16 protein-coding genes and 2 tRNA genes are annotated in these 16,941 nt (G+C 49.7%); 12 read left to right on the top strand and 6 right to left on the bottom strand.

Going from position 1 to position 16,941, the window contains the following annotated elements:
- Nucleotides 1-386: 386 nt before the first annotated feature.
- Both C9J03_RS02915 and C9J03_RS02910 read left to right on the top strand, forming a co-directional pair.
- Entirely contained in the window at nucleotides 387-1,448 is a 1,062-nt protein-coding gene (locus tag C9J03_RS02915) for a porin (protein WP_044624019.1), read from the top strand.
- A gap of 74 nt (nucleotides 1,449-1,522) precedes the next feature.
- On the top strand, nucleotides 1,523-2,203 hold the full coding sequence (locus tag C9J03_RS02910; RefSeq protein ID WP_044624018.1) for a DUF2057 family protein: 681 nt from the start codon (nucleotides 1,523-1,525) through the stop codon (nucleotides 2,201-2,203).
- Between the two features lie 42 nt (nucleotides 2,204-2,245).
- Here the strand turns inward: C9J03_RS02910 and C9J03_RS02905 are convergent, their stop codons facing one another.
- Nucleotides 2,246-2,449, bottom strand: a complete 204-nt coding sequence (locus tag C9J03_RS02905) for a hypothetical protein (protein ID WP_044624017.1) — start codon at nucleotides 2,447-2,449, stop codon at nucleotides 2,246-2,248.
- Between the two features lie 656 nt (nucleotides 2,450-3,105).
- On the opposite strand from C9J03_RS02905, the gene gltX reads away from it, so the two are divergent.
- From gltX to C9J03_RS02875, 5 genes are all read left to right on the top strand, one after another.
- Nucleotides 3,106-4,530 (top strand): glutamate--tRNA ligase, encoded by a 1,425-nt coding sequence (gltX, locus tag C9J03_RS02900; RefSeq protein ID WP_044624016.1) that lies wholly within the window; start codon nucleotides 3,106-3,108, stop codon nucleotides 4,528-4,530.
- Nucleotides 4,531-4,788: 258 nt separating this feature from the next.
- A tRNA-Ala gene (locus tag C9J03_RS02895) sits at nucleotides 4,789-4,864 on the top strand.
- 296 nt (nucleotides 4,865-5,160) lie between these two features.
- Nucleotides 5,161-5,664 (top strand): hypothetical protein, encoded by a 504-nt coding sequence (locus C9J03_RS02890; protein WP_052829831.1) that lies wholly within the window; start codon nucleotides 5,161-5,163, stop codon nucleotides 5,662-5,664.
- Nucleotides 5,665-6,282: 618 nt separating this feature from the next.
- Complete coding sequence (locus C9J03_RS02880; RefSeq protein WP_231580686.1) at nucleotides 6,283-8,190, top strand: methyl-accepting chemotaxis protein; 1,908 nt, start codon at nucleotides 6,283-6,285, stop codon at nucleotides 8,188-8,190.
- Between the two features lie 118 nt (nucleotides 8,191-8,308).
- Entirely contained in the window at nucleotides 8,309-10,009 is a 1,701-nt protein-coding gene (locus tag C9J03_RS02875) for a pyridoxal phosphate-dependent decarboxylase family protein (protein ID WP_044624014.1), read from the top strand.
- 112 nt (nucleotides 10,010-10,121) lie between these two features.
- Here the strand turns inward: C9J03_RS02875 and C9J03_RS02870 are convergent.
- Together C9J03_RS02870 and C9J03_RS02865 are read right to left on the bottom strand one after the other, a co-directional pair.
- A tRNA-Arg gene (locus tag C9J03_RS02870) sits at nucleotides 10,122-10,198 on the bottom strand.
- A 47-nt stretch (nucleotides 10,199-10,245) separates the two neighbouring features.
- The gene (locus C9J03_RS02865; protein ID WP_044624013.1) at nucleotides 10,246-11,382 is read right to left on the bottom strand and encodes a flagellar assembly protein FlgT; all 1,137 of its coding nucleotides are present in this window, start codon (nucleotides 11,380-11,382) and stop codon (nucleotides 10,246-10,248) included.
- A gap of 227 nt (nucleotides 11,383-11,609) precedes the next feature.
- Between C9J03_RS02865 and C9J03_RS02860 the strand changes: the two genes are divergently transcribed.
- Nucleotides 11,610-12,245: a FlgO family outer membrane protein gene (locus C9J03_RS02860; protein WP_039460676.1), complete on the top strand. Its 636-nt coding sequence runs from the start codon at nucleotides 11,610-11,612 to the stop codon at nucleotides 12,243-12,245.
- Between the two features lie 8 nt (nucleotides 12,246-12,253).
- Nucleotides 12,254-12,679 carry an LPP20 family lipoprotein gene (locus tag C9J03_RS02855; RefSeq protein ID WP_044624012.1) on the top strand — a complete coding sequence of 142 codons (426 nt, stop codon included), beginning with the start codon at nucleotides 12,254-12,256 and terminating at the stop codon, nucleotides 12,677-12,679.
- A 33-nt stretch (nucleotides 12,680-12,712) separates the two neighbouring features.
- Here the strand turns inward: C9J03_RS02855 and C9J03_RS02850 are convergent, their stop codons facing one another.
- The 3 genes from C9J03_RS02850 to flgA form a co-directional block, all read right to left on the bottom strand.
- Nucleotides 12,713-13,141 carry a flagella synthesis protein FlgN gene (locus C9J03_RS02850; RefSeq protein WP_039460678.1) on the bottom strand — a complete coding sequence of 143 codons (429 nt, stop codon included), beginning with the start codon at nucleotides 13,139-13,141 and terminating at the stop codon, nucleotides 12,713-12,715.
- A gap of 17 nt (nucleotides 13,142-13,158) precedes the next feature.
- Nucleotides 13,159-13,470 (bottom strand): flagellar biosynthesis anti-sigma factor FlgM, encoded by a 312-nt coding sequence (gene flgM, locus C9J03_RS02845; RefSeq protein WP_039460679.1) that lies wholly within the window; start codon nucleotides 13,468-13,470, stop codon nucleotides 13,159-13,161.
- A 103-nt stretch (nucleotides 13,471-13,573) separates the two neighbouring features.
- Entirely contained in the window at nucleotides 13,574-14,308 is a 735-nt protein-coding gene (gene flgA / locus C9J03_RS02840; protein WP_044624011.1) for a flagellar basal body P-ring formation chaperone FlgA, read from the bottom strand.
- A 163-nt stretch (nucleotides 14,309-14,471) separates the two neighbouring features.
- Between flgA and C9J03_RS02835 the strand changes: the two genes are divergently transcribed.
- From C9J03_RS02835 to flgB, 3 genes are all read left to right on the top strand, one after another.
- On the top strand, nucleotides 14,472-15,389 hold the full coding sequence (locus C9J03_RS02835) for a chemotaxis protein CheV (protein ID WP_039460680.1): 918 nt from the start codon (nucleotides 14,472-14,474) through the stop codon (nucleotides 15,387-15,389).
- 38 nt (nucleotides 15,390-15,427) lie between these two features.
- Entirely contained in the window at nucleotides 15,428-16,258 is an 831-nt protein-coding gene (locus C9J03_RS02830; RefSeq protein WP_039460681.1) for a CheR family methyltransferase, read from the top strand.
- 287 nt (nucleotides 16,259-16,545) lie between these two features.
- Nucleotides 16,546-16,941, top strand: coding sequence for a flagellar basal body rod protein FlgB (flgB, locus tag C9J03_RS02825; RefSeq protein WP_039460683.1), 396 nt, complete (start codon nucleotides 16,546-16,548; stop codon nucleotides 16,939-16,941).

Below are 16,941 nucleotides of genomic sequence, written 5' to 3'. Positions count from 1 at the left end.
GATGAGATGTAGAACAATTCTACAAGAGGTAGCCAAAATGTGCATTTAACAATTCCATACTGCGCCATATGTGACCATGTATATGAAAAAAAAGGTTTTTTTGTTTTTGGTTTGAGTGTGTGCTTGTTGTGTTGATCCGGATCACTAATCAGCTTAAAGTTTGCACTGAGTCATATTTTTCGAAGAATAAATTAAGTTCTATTTGATGTTTTTTGTTGTGAAAGTAGTCTTAGGGGTGAAGTTACACAGCAGTTCAACTCAGAACTAAAAAATATGATTTGGTCGGAGTATCCATCCGGCTGACATATCGGGAGAGTTACTTGTTGCCCACGGCGGCCAACCTTTTGGGCACAAGTAAACACAGCTAGTATTTTTAGGAGTTTTCCATGGATAAAATGTTCAAACGTTCTCTATTAGGCGCGGCCATTGCAATGACCGCAGTAGCAAGTAATGCAAATGCAGCCATCGAATTGATGGGTGAGAACGTTGTCCTTTACGGACAGGCAGCAGGTAACCTGCAGTTTTGGAGTGCCGATGCATCGGATGAAGATAATAACGTTAACGTTGAAATCGAATCACGTATCGGTATTCGCGGTAAAGTAGAGTACGACGCAATGGCACCGGCTTTCATCTACCAGATGGAAACAGGCAATGCTGATAACGGCGGCGAAGGTAACAATGATGGCTTTGGTGCATTCGGTGGCCGTGACACATACGTAGGTTTTGAGTTCGATGGTATTGGTCAAATCAAATACGGTCGTCAGCTAGTTGCTGCTTACGATTACGTTGACTATCCACACACCAACCCTGGCCTGGGTAATGTGTTCGACTGGCACAATGCCATTGATGCGGGCTTTGCTGACCGTGCCAACCACACCATTCGTTTTGACTCTGCCAACTGGGGCGGCGTGAAAATTCAGGCAACTCTTAGCGGTATGAATACGTCAACGGATGAAATGGTTGCTTCGATTGCGGCGGGTTACACCGGCAACAACTTCAATATTCATGCAGGTTACTACAACCAGCAAGATGCTGAAACTAAAGTTGGCGATAAGACACTAACAGGTGACATCTCTTACGCTATCGTAGGTGGTAGCCTGAATCTAGGCGACTTTACTTTAACAGCCGCTTATAAGCCGATGTGGAACGATGCTACTGATAATCAGCAAGATGCATACTCTGCAACTGTGGCGTACATGATGGATCAGACTTGGGTGTATAAGATTGGTTATGCAGCAACATCTGACACAGATAAAGCGGTAACGAAAAAAATTAACGGTACTGAGGTGACGACGAAAGACGTAGGTTCTCAGGCAATCACTGGTCGTGTGATGTACTTGCTACCAAGCACAGCGATTTACTTCGACGTGCGTAACTACGACATGCTAGGTAATGATAAGGGCGCAGACGGCACACGCTTCCTATTCGGTGCTGAATACTACTTCTAATTGTGCGTAACACTGATTAGAAAACATATTGCGGGCATCTTTCGGGATGCTCGCATTTTCATTAAGAGGGACATATGAAAGTAAAATTGAAGACGTGGCTGGGAATGGCTGCTTTGCTCATGGCAACAAACTCACAAGCTGCGGTTAATGTGTCTTTTGACCGAGATGTTGAACTCTTGGCCATTAATGGTAAGCCGTTGGGAGCTTTCTCGAAAGCGCCAAGTAAAATTGAGTTAGATGATGGTCCTAATCAGTTGATTACGCGTGTTTCAAAGTTGGTTTCCTATAATGGGGAGTTTAAGAAATTCCTAACGCAACCGGTGGTGTTGACGTTTAATGTATCAGACAGTGATCTTAATGTCAGTGCGAGTCGGTCAATTATTCGTGAGGACCAAATTAAAGGCTTTGATAAAGAACCATCATTTAGAATAGAAAAAGCCGGTAATTATTTTTCCGAATTCCATCAAGCTGTTCTACCCCGAGGTGCGGGTATTGTACGTGATTATGAGCGCGAGCTAGATGATTATAATCTCGAGCAAGGGTTTGTTGCAGCAGCTAAGGTACAACAACCTACGCTTAAATATGGCGAAACAACAATGGCTGTAACGGCAACCACCGCAGTGGCAACCCCGTCAGCCCGAAAACCGAGCACGGCACTATCCACTGATCAAGCGCTAATTTTACTACAGGCAGATTTCCTACGTTTACCGGCTGAAAAAAGAGCGGCCTTTATTGACTGGGTGGTCCAACAGTGATTTATATTGGGAGTGGAGAGGATCCCACTCCCGCAAGCAGAACTAGTATTTTACCGTGCCCTTCTTTTGCAGCTTGCAGATCATCAATGGAGTATAATCTACCTTTCCATCCGGTAATAGGCACTCAACCCATGGTCCTGTTGCCGAGGCTGCCTTAGCTCCACCAGAACTATTACTTGAGTTAGCCATGGCATTACCTGACATAAATAATAATGTGGCCACTGCTACAACAATTACATTTTTCATACAAACCTCAATTAGTCATTAGATGTAAGAGAGCAAGCCGTCCATTGCTTAAATTCAGATAATTAACTCCGTTGCTTATCGCTTCATTTCAGTTTATGTATAGGAAAAGGAAAAGATCAAAAAAATTTCGAAAATTGACCTAAATTTATACAATTAATTAAGTGTACATTTGTTGTTTGATGTTTTTTTTATTTTTATTCAATGTTTTGTGTTTTTCTAGCTATTATTTTTGCCGAGTAAATTAATAAGAAAAATTATTAATCTATTCATGAGGTTTTATTTTTAAGATAACTGGGGGCGAAGGGATTACCATTGTAAATTTTTAGGTGTTTAAAAAGTCCAAGAGTGAGTCATTTTATCGTTGTCGCAATGAATGCATCTCTTCTGTTGCTTATAATCCTGTTCCTGCTTGCCTATCAATCGGGTCATTCTCGCTAAACCAAGCATCATGAAGCTCCTTGGGGAACTGTTGGGGGAGCCTCTGGGGGGCAAAATGTATGCTCGGAAGCGTCGGTTGCAAGGGGAGGGGGCCTGATAGTCCTCCTTCAAAGAGATAAGATTGTAGATTTGGTTAACAGTGATAGAATATCCGCCATATTTTTTTGCAGTGGCGTGATTTCCGCGCCCCTGCCTATCCATAAACTAGGTAATGTTCAATGACGGTTAAAACTCGCTTTGCACCGAGCCCAACAGGCTTTTTGCACGTAGGTGGTGCACGTACGGCTCTATATTCTTGGTTGTTTGCTAAACACATGGGTGGCGAATTTGTGCTTCGTATCGAAGACACCGACCTGGAACGCTCTACACAGGAAGCGATCGATGCCATTCTTGAAGGTATGGAATGGTTGGGCTTGGATTGGGATGAAGGTCCATACTACCAGACCAAACGTTTTGATCGTTACAACCAGCTAATTGATCAACTGCTTGCTGAAGATAAGGCGTACAAGTGTTACTGCCCGAAAGAGCTGTTGGACGAAATTCGTGAAGAGCAGATGGCTGCGGGCTTGAAGCCTCGCTACGATGCTAACCACCCTAAGATTGTGGCGGCGAATGCTGCGGCGACGGAAGCATCCCCGTTCGTTATTCGTTTCCGTAACCCGAAAGAGGGTACGGTGGTGTTTGATGATCACGTTCGTGGTCGTATTGAAATTGCTAATAGCGAGCTGGATGATCTTATCATTCGCCGTACTGATGGCAGCCCGACGTACAACTTCTGTGTTGTTGTCGATGACTGGGACATGGGTATCACCCAAGTTGTTCGTGGTGAAGACCACATTAACAACACCCCGCGCCAGATCAATATTTACCAAGCGCTAGGCGCACCTGTGCCTGAGTTTGCACACTGTGCAATGATTCTGGGTGATGATGGTGCGAAGCTATCTAAGCGCCATGGCGCGGTAAGCGTGATGCAATACCGTGACGAAGGCTACCTGCCTCAGGCTCTTCTTAACTACCTGGTTCGCTTGGGTTGGTCGCACGGTGATCAGGAAATCTTCTCGCTAGAAGAAATGATCAAGCTATTTAGCCTAGACTCAATCAGCAAGTCAGCGTCTGCGTTCAATACAGACAAACTGCTGTGGTTGAACAACCACTACATTAAGACGGCAGAGCCTGAGTATGTTGCCAAGTACCTGCAGTGGCACTTGGATCAGAAAGAAATCGATTCTTCTCAAGGCCCGGCGGTAACGGATGTGATCAAGCTGGTCGGCGAGCGTTGTAATACTCTGATTGAGCTTGCTGAGCAGTCTCGTTACTTCTACCAGGACTTTAGCGAGTTTGAAGCTGGCGCGGCGAAGAAGCACCTGCGTCCAGTTGCGAAAGAAGCGCTTGAGCTGGCTTTGGCTAAAGTTGAAGCTCTTGAAGAGTGGACAACTGAAAACCTTCATAATGTGATCAAAGAAACGTGTGAAGAGCTTGAGTTAGGTATGGGTAAAGTGGGTATGCCACTGCGCGTATCTGTGACTGGTCAAGGCCAGTCTCCATCGGTTGATGCGGTCATGCAGCTGATTGGTAAAGAGCGCGTTGCGGCTCGTATCAAGATGGCGTTGGCGTTCATCGCTGAGCGTGAAGCCAATAGCTAATCTGGTTTAGCTGGTGATAACAAGAAGCGGAAGAGCAAGGCTCTTCCGTTTTTTTTGATAGTTAATAGACTCGTTCGTATTGATAGATGGGTTGTTAACTTTTAAAAATCCTATATATCAATGACTAACGATTGTTTTTTGAGCGTTTGGTTGGCTTGGTGTGTGATTTTTATCACGAAATGGTCGCTTTGCTTTCATTGTTAGAACTGCCCCTATTGACATGATTTAACTAAGTTTTTATTATCAGCTTCAAGATTTGGGGCTATAGCTCAGCTGGGAGAGCGCTTGCATGGCATGCAAGAGGTCGGCGGTTCGATCCCGCCTAGCTCCACCAAATTTTAAAACCTCGCTTAGGCGGGGTTTTTTCGTATTTACACCCAAGTTACCTCAATGTGCAGGATTCAGAGGGTTGTCAGCGCATGCAATGCTATGTCTGTAAGCTTATAAATTCTCGCTGAACCTGCATCTTGAGCTTGCTTGGGGATAGTTCTTTTTAGCTTTTCTGCTTATCCCGCAGGCGTTTCCGCCATCCTTTCAACGAACTTTCATGTGAATTAACGCCATTAAACCTTTTTCACCAAAGCGTGTTGCGGTAGTTTTTGCTTATTATTTCAAACGGTGTTTTTTATTATGGGTAAACATTGGCTTCATCAGGGGATGCTAGTTGCCTGCGTACTTTCTTGCTCTGCTACAGTCTCGGCTGCTAACACGAAAGATTCCCAGTCATTTGTCGGGATAGGAATAACAGATGGGACGAAATATGAGTCGCCAATCGAGTTTGAGCCGGTGTTTCGCCTTGGGGCGATTTTCGATGACAAGCATCGAATCGCCGCGAATTACTCCCATGGTTTCTCGTCGGGGGTAACCAGTATCCATTTTGCTTATGATTATTTATATCCGTTTACCGATAGTGGGAACTGGCAAGTGTTTGGCGGTGGCAGCCTGGGGTACAAATTTGGCCTTCATGATAAAAATGACTGGACCTTTGGCGGGCAAACCGGCATTCGTTACCGGTTCAGTGCCGAGACCAGTGTTGACTTTGGTTACCGGGTGTTTGATACGCTCGATGATTGGAAAGAGCATGAACTGGGGCAGCTCGGCAATGTGTACATCAGTATCGACTTTATGATGTAGGACATTGCTCTGTTAGCTCGAGTGGCATGCTATTGCCAATAGCCAAGCTTTGAGCTGTTATTGGCAACGAATCGGTAAAGCCACAACATGGTGGCGAATTATAGCCGCAAGGCCAGCTTGCTTCCTTCAGATGCCTATCTTTTGGTCTTCATATAGGTAGGCCCTCTCGCTGTACGATATGTCTCTCAACCCTTGCCTTCCCTTGCGCCAGCGGCTTCACGTACGGCTTCTCGCAACGCGCAGTTACAATTTTCTTGGTATCTGATTTTATTATCTCATTACAATGTACATTTAACTGGTCAATAATGTTGCTTTGTTTTTTCTCTGCCACAAGATACACCAAATTATACTTTATGCGCATGATTTAATGTCGGGGTTGTGAGTTTAACCACTGAAGTATCTTGGTCGCTGTAACTAGTTAGCTAAGCCTGATCCATGAGATCTAGGACATGCTAAGGCTGGTTGTCTATCACCTTAATGATGATTTACCTGCCGTATTGAGTTGAAACGCAAAAAAGTAGATAGCGTACACACAGCATGCGTATTGGATTGAGCATGCTTTTTTTTGATTTGTGCTGCCTTGATTAGTTGGCATTTATGTTTGGTATTGTTTACAAGATGAAACTGAAACTTGGATTTAAAGCGCGGATACACCTGACAGTGATGTTATTGATGGCTGTCTGTTTAACCACGCTCGGAATGGTAAATATTAATAGCTTGCAGCGAAATATGGTGGCATCACTCACTGCGACGACGGAAGGTATACTGGCAGCCCATGTCAGAGAGATAGAAAACTGGCTGCAAGATAGGCGAGGTCTGTTGGAGAACACCCGTTCCGAGTTTCATGCGGGATTGACCGAGCAGGAGAACCTTAGTCTTGTTCGCGTGCTGGCCAAAAGTGATGGCGTTGCTAACTTGGCCGTGGCCTATCAGGATGGCCGTACCTTCGCTGCGAAGGGAGGAAATAACGGCGTTTTCGATGTGTCGGATATTTTTATCAGCCGTGACTGGTACATCAATGCGATGCGCAAGGGCGCCACAGTGATCAGTGATCCCTATATTGATCTGGTCTCCGGCGAAATGGTGGTGAGTATCTCTACCCCTCTCGCCAATCGTGAAGGGGTGCTGACGACCGATATCTCTCTGGCCGAACTGACAGAGCAAATCAGCCAGGTCAACTTTGCCGGCGGTGCTGCCACCCTCTCCGACAGCAACAATGTGTTTATCGCCAGCGATGACCCGTCTGACATTGGCTATCGGCCATCGCAGATCACTCCGCAGTGGCGATTCATTGAAGAGGCGTTCTCGAGCCAAACTCAGGGGGTGCTGGATATCCACTACTTGGATATTGACTTCAAGGGCTATTTCAAGCGGATTGAACTGGGTGATGGTTCCCACTGGACCATGATGGTGTTTATCGATGAGTACACGGCATTGTCAGATGTCCGCGATGCGATTTCCAGTTCGGTGATCGCCATTGTACTGCTGACCCTGGCCAGCGCCATTGCCGTTACGCTCTTGCTTAACCGCATCTACCAGCCACTGGTTCGGCTTAAGCAGGCGGCCCAAAACTTGAGCAGTGGACAGGGTGATCTGACCCAGCGCCTCAGTACTGAAGGTGAGGATGATCTGGCGCAAATCGGTGTCGGCTTTAATCAGTTTATTGGCAATATCCAGCAGATGATGCAGCGGGTTAACCTCGCCTCGCAGGGGATTGCTGCCAGTATTGAGCAGTTGAGCGTCTCGGCTCAGCAAAGCAAGGAGGGGTTGGGCGCTCACTCCCAGGAGACGGAGCAGGTTGTGACGGCGATGACTCAGATGAGCGAGGCCGCAAAGTCGGTATCTCAGAGCATCTCTCAGTCGACGGAGATCACCCAGTGCGCCAGCGCCGAAGCGACCCAGTCGCAGGGTATCGTTAGTCATTCGGTCAGCACCGTCACATCGTTGATCGAGGAGTTTGATGTCATGGCAGCTGATATCGAACACATGAACCAGGATGCCAACCAGATCAGCGCCGTTCTGTCTGTCATTGGCGAGATCGCGGAACAAACTAATCTTTTGGCCCTGAACGCAGCCATTGAAGCTGCGCGGGCGGGTGAGCAAGGGCGTGGTTTTGCCGTTGTCGCCGATGAAGTACGCGCACTGGCTGGCCGTACTCAGCAGAGCACCTCAGAGATCGGCGAGATGTTGGCCAAGCTGTTAAATGGTACCCAAAATGTGGTTACCGCGATGGAGCGCACCCGCGAGCGCTGCAAAGAGGCAGCAGATACAAGCTCGGAGGTATCGGGCAGCCTTGAAACCCTGTTTGGGGCGGTGGGTAATATCGAGCAGCTCAGCGGCCAGATATCGACAGCGGCGGAGGAGCAAAATGCGGTGGCGCAAGAGGTGAACAACAATATGCTGGCGATCCGCGACATCGTCGAGGTGTTGGTACAGGGTGGGGAGCAGACGCTGGCTGTCACCCATGATTTGGAGAAAGCCAACACCGAACTCGCCTCGATGGTAGGGCATTTCAAAGTTTCGTAATTTTTCCAGAGGCAAGGGGCTGCTGACCGTAGACGCCGGCGGATATGGCACCGGTTAGCGGCTCCCTTTTCATCACATCCTCACTTAAGCAAACTCTAATACGATATTAGGTACTACTATGGCAGACTCTTGTCTTTCACTTTTACACGACAGTGAAGCAAACCAGCTCGGCTCTCTATTCCAGCGTCATTATGATGCGGCATTTGCGGACTACTTTTCTCGGGATCCCGCCAAATGGCCGGTTTTTTCCGAACCGGGATTAAACCGTATTCATCAATTCCGCCAGCAAAAGCTTGCCCCCAATGAGCGGATCGCGGCCTACCCCGACGGGCTGGCGCTGCAACAGCTGCTGGCTGGCCATGCCTCGATTGCCCAGCAGCGGCTGGTCCCCAATGGTATGCCCGATGATATGCTGACTTTTGCCGCAGCCCTGTCGAAGGACTGGGAGAACCCGTCATCGGTGGAGAATGTGGTGACCATGCCGTGTGATCCGGCTATCTACGGCTCGATGATGGGGGCGATGGCCAACCCCAACTTGGCATACAGCGAATATGCGGGAATGGCCGATCAGCTTGAAAAATACGTGATCCGTCAGATTGCCAACCAGGTCGGTTATGATCCGGAGCAGTCGACCGGTATCTTCACCCAGGGAGGAACCTTCTGTAATCTCTATGGTTATCTGCTGGGGCTGAGAAAATCCCTGCCAACGGCGCTGCAGCACGGTATGGGTCGGGTGCCGGATTTTCGAATCATCAACTCGCAGGGGGGGCATTACTCCAATATGACCAACCTGTCGTTGCTGGGCGTCGATATCAAAGACAAAACTATTCGTATCAAAGTGACGGATAGTCACGATATGGACTACGAGGATCTGGAGCGTCAGCTGCGAGCGTGTTTTGCGGTTAATTGCCGGGTGCCGACCATTATGATTACCATGGGCACCACAGATACCTTTGCGGTTGACCGTATCAAGCCGGTCTATGAGCTGCGTAACCGTTTGTGTGAAGAGTACGAAGTCGAGGTGGCACCACATATTCATGTCGATGCCGCCGTGGGGTGGTCGATGATCTTCTTCCTCGACTACGACTTTGCGCGTAACCCACTGGATATCAACCCGGTGACCCTGGCGGGCATCGAGCGGACGATCTCTCGGGTGAAAGAGCTCAAGTATGCCGACTCATTTACCGTGGATTTCCATAAGTGGGGCTATGTTCCTTACACTTCTAGCTTGGTGATGATCAAAAACAAGCAGGATATGAAGGCGCTGGAGAATGAACCGGAGAATTTCTCTTATTTCGAGCATGATCTTCAGGGCCAGACCCACCTGCAATCGACCATTGAGTGCTCACGCGGTGCAGTCGGGGTATTCGGTGCCTATGCCGCGCTGAAGTACATGGGGATTGAAGGCTATCAAACTATCCTTGCCCACTGTCTGCAAAATGCCAACTACTTCCGTCACCAGTTGCTCAAGCAGGGCAATGTCAAGCTGATGGCCCCGGAAAACCAGGGCCCGAGCGTGGGCTTCCGTATCTATAACCCGCAGTGGGTAGACGATGTGGTCGCCGAATTTGCCAAAGAGCAGCAGTGTATGACCCACCCCGAGTATATGGAGTTGCTGCGCAGGAACAGCCAGTGGCACCGCAATGCCTTTAAGGGGCGGGGCAAAGTGGGCCTGTATACCAACTGGGTCGAGTTCATCTCGCGCTCCGCCTACAATACGGCTGGAAAGTATTCCTATATTCCGGGTGAAAAAGCGGTATTCATGAACCCGGCAACCGGCCGCAGCCAGATTGACCTTTTCATGCGCCATTACTGCTAAACCGCATCCTGGTAACAGGGGCCAAATGGTAAAGCCTGCTGCGAGTAGGCTTTATTATTGATAAGTAACAAAAAAGGCCAGCCGATTTTCACCGGCTGGCCTTTGTCGAAGATGGCGCTCCCTACAGGAGTCGAACCTGTGGCCTTCCCCTTAGGAGGGGGACGCTCTATCCAGCTGAGCTAAGGGAGCAGTTCCGTCATTATACAAAAAAATATCAATAAATTAAGTGATTAGTCCTAATCTTCAATCTGTTTGGTCAGCAAATCACCAGGCTGGACACTGTTGGCCAGCTCAGCTTGCTCGATACTGAGTTCGGCGGACTTCTCGTATACCCGATCGACAACCAGGGTGATTTCCGTTTGGACCATGCGGTTCCTTGGGATCCCGTTCTGATCGATAAAACCGGCACTGTGCCACAGGGCAAGCCGATCGCCCTGCTTGACGCCGTGCCTACGGCCTTGGTTGATATGGACGGTATTGCCATAGTGGCGGACAATTTCCGGAAGATTGGTCCGGCAGGCCAGGGCGCTTTCCAGATCGAGCATCATGTTTTGGCTGACGCGCTGGATAGCTTGGCCATAGGCCGACTGCCAGAAGCGTGCACTGCTGGTATCGACCTGGCTGGTACGGGAAAACGGCCAGTTGGCAACCTCCCGGTATTGGTTCTGCATCAGGACTTCACCCGTTTTGCCATCGAGCAGCTGCAGTTCGGCAGCAAATTGCCGGTTGATTTTATCGCTGCGCAGGAGCTTTTGATCGAGAGTCGATGTCAGGTCGGTGATATGGCCATTGATGATGTACTGGGCGTCGTGATCTTCGGCCAGCATCACCATTTGGCCAGGGTAGCCGGGGTTGATTTGGACCCGGGTCGTTCCGGCCACCACGAAGCTTTGCGAGCGGGTTTCCAGCTGGCGCTTCAATACCGACGTAAAGTTGTTGCCGAGCTGGTAGATCCCGCCTAGCGAGGCATGTTGTGGAGAGCGAATGTCAAACTCACCAAGCAATAGCCCTTTTTTATATTGCACCTTGTGGCAAGTTCTTGCCGAGGGGAACACTTCGATCTGTGCTGTCAGGTAAAGGTTGCCGCTTTTCTTCCTCGTCTTGGTGACCGTGATTTGGCGCAGTTCACTGCCGCTGAACTGGTAATGTTCACGGTTGTTTTTGAGGTAGGGCTTCACCTGGTTGAAGGAGGAAAGATCGGCTCCGGCATAGCGGATCACCTGTAATACGGCATTTTCCAGCGCGCTCTGGCGAGCTTGCTCTTCACTTTGCAGTATGACCGCAGAGCCGGTGACTTCATACCACGCGGCATTTGCCGGCATGGCAAGTATGAGCCAGAGGCTGTTAATGATGAGGAGGATCTTTTTTATCATGCCTTCCACTTTCGGTATAAAAATTGCTAAAAAACTATCAGTCGGATGCTTACGAGTTGAAGCGAGTGTGCCACTATCGGTAATGAGATTGCATGGCGGCTTTCATAGTATTCAAAGGTAATGCAAAGAGCATTCCTGATTTTTTATGTTTAGCAATAAAGTTTTTGTGTGAAGCTACGATAACAAGCTATGGGTCTGAAGTCTCTTTTCAATTGGAGCGGTAAATTATGAAAAAATGGGTAATTGTATTGATGGCAATGTTGGTAACATCGTGTGCCTATTCTCCCATTTATAACGGTAAAGAGCCTTATACCGGTAACCGACATAGCTTGGATGAGATGCCGCGGCATACCATGGATTTCTTCATCGAGGGTATGGCTAACAAACTGGTTGAATCAAACCAGTACCTGACGGCCCGCACGCCATTGGCCGTAACCTCCTTTGTTGACCTGCAAAATATGGATGAGACCAACTGGCTGGGCAATGCGGTGTCGGAGAGTCTGATTTACCAGATGCAGCAGCGCGGGTTTACTGTGGTTGACTACAAGATTACGGGCGGGATCAAGGTAACGCCGGATGGCGACTTTGCGCTCAGTCGTGATTGGCAGAAGCTTTCCGCCGAGCAACCGGTAGACTACGTATTGGCAGGGACCATGTTGCGCCAGTCGGCAGGCGTGTTGATCAATGCCCGGATTATTGGTATCCGTTCGCGGGTAGTGATAGCCTCGGCGCAAGGATTCCTGCCGGCAGACAGGATCGGCCGTGATCTCGATAGCCTCAATAGAATGCGAATGGATAATGGCTGGATCATCCGAGATGAGACCTTGTCCCACGATAGAAATACAGTAGTTATTAAGCCTTAGGAGTGAAAATGCGATATTGGTGCCTGTTGGTGTTATCTTTTTTGGTCGGGTGTCAGCCTTTGGTTGAAGTGCGTAACACCGACATTTTAACCGCGGTTGGCTATGCATCGATCAGCGAGCAGCCAGGGGGCAGTGAGGAAGAGAAGCGAATGCGTGCAATGCGGGCATCGAAGCTTGACGCCTACCGTGAGTTGACCGAGCAGGTTTACGGTATCCGGATCTCCGCTCGCTCAGAGATGGATGACCAGCAGTTAAACTACGAGAGCAGTGATAGCTCCGTCGATGGCAGTATCCGTGGCGCAGAAGTGATCCGTAGTTATCCGGTTGGTGATAATTACGTGACAGAGATGCAGCTGGACCTCAATAAAATGGAGCGTTTGCAGGGAAGTGTGGAAATTTATGCCGTTCCCCAAAGCCAAGAAGTGATGTTCTAATACACAGTTAGCGAAGAAGTTAGAGTCGGCTTTTTACGCTTTCAGATCGGTGCCCAGAGTGCGTGTGTTCTGGGTCATGCCTTCGCTGGTGTAAGTCATTTGGTGCTTGCCACGGCTCTGCTGCAGCAGGTTGTTGAGTTTATGGAAACTCAGCTGGGCACGCATCAGTGCTTCGCCATTGACGTCATTGGTGGACTTGCAGTCGTCAGCCATCTCCCTCAATGAGGCCACTTTCGCCGCCAGATCGCCACCTTCGGCCAACCTAGCCTGCTCGGGGTGCACCGCCAGCTGGTGGTCGACAAGCTTGATGTTATCAATCAGTGCTGATTTTTTCTGGGCACACTCAAGGATGAGTTCCGACTGGCGGGCGACAATGGCTTGTTGCTCGTGCGCGAGCAATGCCGTGAGAGAGGTCAGGTTTACCTGTTGCTGTTCAAGAAGCTGCTCTATAGACGTAGACATACTCTCTCACTCGTTTCCTAAAGGCCTTTTAATTCGTCTTCTAGTTTGATCATGTTAGCCGCTAATTTGTCGGCATCAATGACGTAGGAGCCATTGGCAATCGCTTCTTTGATAGCGTTCACTTTTTCAGTGTCAAAGGCTTCTTGTGTCGCAAGCTGTTGGTGGATCTGGCCCACAGATTGACCTTGGCTGCTCAGGGATACGGAGTCAGACTCGGTACTGGTTGCTTTGGCTTCGGTAGACGGTTTGCTTTTGCCAGCTTCGGAATTGGAAACCTGGCCTCCCGAGGTCATCGGCTGGTTTGTGCGTATGTTATTGATAGTAGGCATTAGAAACTCCTTGAACGTGCAGTTAGGCTCTATAGCTACTGTATTATCGGCAACGATAGCAAAACCTTTAAGGTATTGTACGTAAAATTTCGGTAATTTCGAACTAGTAGCGAACCGTGACTTCACCGACGGCACTGACCACACCGGAGATGACCTTTTTCGAGCGGTTGTTTTGCACCCGGATCTGCTCGCCCAGCGAGCCGTCCGATAGCGCCGTGCCTTCGGTGATAATCGAAAGCCCGTCATTGCCGGCCTTGATGAGTACCGCATCATTGCGGCATACCAGGCAGATATCGCTGGCCAGGATGATCTCCCCGAGCCTGACCGGTCGCTTTACCTTCGAGCCGATCAGTTGCTCGGGATTGGCAAACGAGGCTCCACGCTGGCGCCGCAGCTCGACCTGTTCGACGGCGACATCGGCAGCGGTAATGACCGCCCCCCGTGGAAGAGGGGCTTTGGCGACAACCCGTTCGAGCACTTGTTGGACCCGAACCGGCACGTAGATTTGCCAGTTTAACGCCTCGCAGCGAACGAGCACCGAAACGGTGCCGCTGAGCGAGCCCTGGTTGGGAATATCCGCCGTAAGGGGCTCAGGGCATTGCGGCAGGCGCAGCCGGTTGTCGAGGCTTGGGGCGGAAATCGTAAAGGTGCCGTTTGCCTCGCGGGTTAACGCGGTGACATGCTCCTGGGCGGCCTGACTGATCGCTTCAGGCGCCATACTGATGGGGGCGGGGCTGGCAGGCGTTTGATCCGCCGCAGCATGGCTATTGCTATTAAAGAAAAACAGCAGTAGGCCGATAAAACTAATTAGGTGGATGTTAAGCGAGTTGCTAAGCACGTAATTATCTCTTTAATGTCGCCAGTCACAATGGGATACTGTGCCCTAGCGCTGGTGTTTCAGTAGAGCAGCTTTAACTTGCTATGATATGTGATTTAACCACTTGTTTCTTTAGTAAACACGTATCAAATTATAAAAACAAACAACAAGGAGACGCCTTAATATGTCGGGGATATTAGATTCGGTGAATCAACGTACCCAGCTGGTTGGTCAAAACAGGCTAGAGTTGCTAACTTTCAGGCTCAATCGACGTCAACGTTATGGGATCAACGTATTTAAAGTCAAGGAAGTCCTCCAGTGCCCGAAATTGACCACCATGCCGAACTTGCATCCGCTGGTGAAGGGGATCGCCCATATCCGAGGGCAGACCATTTCCGTTATTGATATGAGCCTGGCAACAGGTGGCCGCCCGATCGAAGATCTCGACAACTGCTTTGTCATTATTTCTGAGTTCAACCGCTCGATTCAGGGATTCTTGGTCTCCTCGGTTGAGCGTATTATCAATATGAACTGGGAGTCTATCCTTCCGCCGCCGAAAGGGGCCGGGAAGGCGAACTACCTGACGGCGGTCACCGAAATTGATAATGAGCTGGTTGAAATTCTGGATGTTGAGAAAATCCTCGACGAGATTTCGCCAGTCAACACCAATATCACCGGAACGGTGCTCGAAGAGCTGATTGAAGATATGCCTGCGGTACGGCGGGTACTGGTCGCCGACGACTCCAGTGTCGCGCGCAAGCAGGTGCAGCGGGCGATAGAGTCGATTGGCTGTGAATGCGTGTTGGTAAAAGATGGCAAAGAAGCCATCATCAAACTGCGTGAAATGGCTCAGGAAGGGGATATCTACCAACAGTTGGCTCTGGTGATCTCCGATATCGAAATGCCGGAAATGGACGGCTACACCCTGACCGCTGAGATTCGCAACGATCCAAAGCTCAAAGACCTGCATGTGATCCTGCATACCTCCCTGAGCGGGGTGTTCAACCAAGCCATGGTTGAGCGTGTCGGAGCGAATGCCTTTATTCCTAAATTCAATCCTGACGAACTTGGCGCGGCAGTGAAAGCGGCAATGCCACAATAAGCATACTCGAGCACAGAATAACCATACCAGAGTAGTAGATGACAGCTATAACGATAAACGATCAGGAATACCGTGAATTTTGCCGTTTCCTGGAAGCCCAGTGCGGCATTGTCCTGGGTGACAGCAAGCAGTACTTGGTAAGAAGCCGGCTCAGCCCTTTAGTCAGTCAATTTTCATTAGCGTCGCTATCTGAACTGTTGCAGGTAGTGATTGCCGGTCGTAATCGGGAGTTGCGGGTCGCCGCGGTCGATGCCATGACAACCAACGAGACGTTATGGTTTCGAGATACTTACCCCTACACCGTGCTGGCCGAGCGAATCTTGCCGGAGTTGGCGGCCAACAAACGGCCGATCAAAATATGGTCGTCGGCCAGCTCATCGGGTCAGGAGCCATATTCGATCGCCATGACCGTGTTGGAAACCCAGAACCGTCGGCCGGGGATGCTGGCAAACCCAGTGCAAATCACGGCGACGGATATTTCTCAGACCATGCTGGAGACCTGCCGCACCGGTGCTTACGATAACCTGGCCCTCAGTCGGGGACTGTCGATGGAACGCCGTCGGATGTTCTTTGAAGATAATGGCGACGGTCGCCTGAAGGTGAATGACAAGGTCAAACGGATGGTTAACTTCCGACCGCAAAACTTGAAAGACAGCTATGCGTTGCTGGGCAAGTTTGATGTGATCTTCTGCCGCAATGTGCTGATTTACTTCTCGCCCGAGATGAAGGCCAAGGTGCTTAACCAGATGGCAGCAAGCCTCAATCCGGGGGGCTACCTGCTGCTAGGGGCATCGGAGTCGCTGACCGGCTTGACCGATAAATTCGAAATGATCCGCTGTAACCCGGGTATCATCTACAAGCTCAAGTAAAACTGGCTAGAGGCTAGAGGCTAGAGGCTAGAGGCTAGAGGCTAGAGGCTAGAGGCTAGAGGCTGGAGGCTGGAGGCTGGAGGCTAGAGGCTAGAGGCTAGAGGCTAGAGAAGAAGCAAGAGTTTGACATGGTCAGGCTCTTGCAAACAATTTGGATCGCCCATCGCCCATCGCCCATCGCCCATCGCCCATCGCCCATCGCCCATCGCCAACCTCCTAATTTCCCTCGTTTATAACTTTTGGCACAGCCTTTGCTTTCATTTCGATAACGAATTTTGGAGGCAGACATGTCCATTTCTTTTGATAAAGCATTAGGTGTTCACCAGCATACCGTCGGCGTGCGTGCCAAGCGGGCGGAAACACTGGCTAGCAACCTCGCCAATGCCAATACGCCGGGGTACAAGGCGAAAGATATTGACTTCCAGCGGGCCCTCAATGCGGCAACCTCGGGGGCAAAAGTTGGCCTCAGCCGCACTGACGGTCGGCATATTTCTGCCTCCACACAGGTTATGGGCGAGCAAAAGTACCGCGTGCCAACCCAGCCGGATACGGGAGACGGCAATACCGTTGATGCCCAACTCGAGCAGAATTTGTTTATGCAAAACTCGATTGAGTATCAGGCATCACTGGATTTTCTCGGGGCAAAATTCAAAAACCTGAGCAAGGCACTGAAAGGGGATTAA

It is taken from the genome of Photobacterium gaetbulicola, from assembly GCF_003025515.1.
Taxonomy (GTDB): Bacteria; Pseudomonadota; Gammaproteobacteria; order Enterobacterales; family Vibrionaceae; genus Photobacterium; species Photobacterium gaetbulicola.
This window is presented reverse-complemented; position numbering and strand designations above follow the sequence as displayed.

What these genes read in the sequence shown, in the direction of transcription:
- C9J03_RS02875 (WP_044624014.1), top strand. Translation starts at nt 8,309, where the DNA reads ATGGCAGACTCTTGTCTTTCACTTTTACACGACAGTGAAGCAAACCAG.
- C9J03_RS02865 (WP_044624013.1), bottom strand. Translation starts at nt 11,382, where the DNA reads ATGATAAAAAAGATCCTCCTCATCATTAACAGCCTCTGGCTCATACTT.
- C9J03_RS02910 (WP_044624018.1), top strand. Translation starts at nt 1,523, where the DNA reads ATGAAAGTAAAATTGAAGACGTGGCTGGGAATGGCTGCTTTGCTCATG.
- flgM (WP_039460679.1), bottom strand. Translation starts at nt 13,470, where the DNA reads ATGCCTACTATCAATAACATACGCACAAACCAGCCGATGACCTCGGGA.
- C9J03_RS02860 (WP_039460676.1), top strand. Translation starts at nt 11,610, where the DNA reads ATGAAAAAATGGGTAATTGTATTGATGGCAATGTTGGTAACATCGTGT.
- C9J03_RS02890 (WP_052829831.1), top strand. Translation starts at nt 5,161, where the DNA reads ATGGGTAAACATTGGCTTCATCAGGGGATGCTAGTTGCCTGCGTACTT.
- C9J03_RS02850 (WP_039460678.1), bottom strand. Translation starts at nt 13,141, where the DNA reads ATGTCTACGTCTATAGAGCAGCTTCTTGAACAGCAACAGGTAAACCTG.
- C9J03_RS02905 (WP_044624017.1), bottom strand. Translation starts at nt 2,449, where the DNA reads ATGAAAAATGTAATTGTTGTAGCAGTGGCCACATTATTATTTATGTCA.
- C9J03_RS02855 (WP_044624012.1), top strand. Translation starts at nt 12,254, where the DNA reads ATGCGATATTGGTGCCTGTTGGTGTTATCTTTTTTGGTCGGGTGTCAG.
- C9J03_RS02915 (WP_044624019.1), top strand. Translation starts at nt 387, where the DNA reads ATGGATAAAATGTTCAAACGTTCTCTATTAGGCGCGGCCATTGCAATG.
- gltX (WP_044624016.1), top strand. Translation starts at nt 3,106, where the DNA reads ATGACGGTTAAAACTCGCTTTGCACCGAGCCCAACAGGCTTTTTGCAC.
- C9J03_RS02880 (WP_231580686.1), top strand. Translation starts at nt 6,283, where the DNA reads ATGAAACTGAAACTTGGATTTAAAGCGCGGATACACCTGACAGTGATG.
- C9J03_RS02835 (WP_039460680.1), top strand. Translation starts at nt 14,472, where the DNA reads ATGTCGGGGATATTAGATTCGGTGAATCAACGTACCCAGCTGGTTGGT.
- flgB (WP_039460683.1), top strand. Translation starts at nt 16,546, where the DNA reads ATGTCCATTTCTTTTGATAAAGCATTAGGTGTTCACCAGCATACCGTC.
- C9J03_RS02830 (WP_039460681.1), top strand. Translation starts at nt 15,428, where the DNA reads ATGACAGCTATAACGATAAACGATCAGGAATACCGTGAATTTTGCCGT.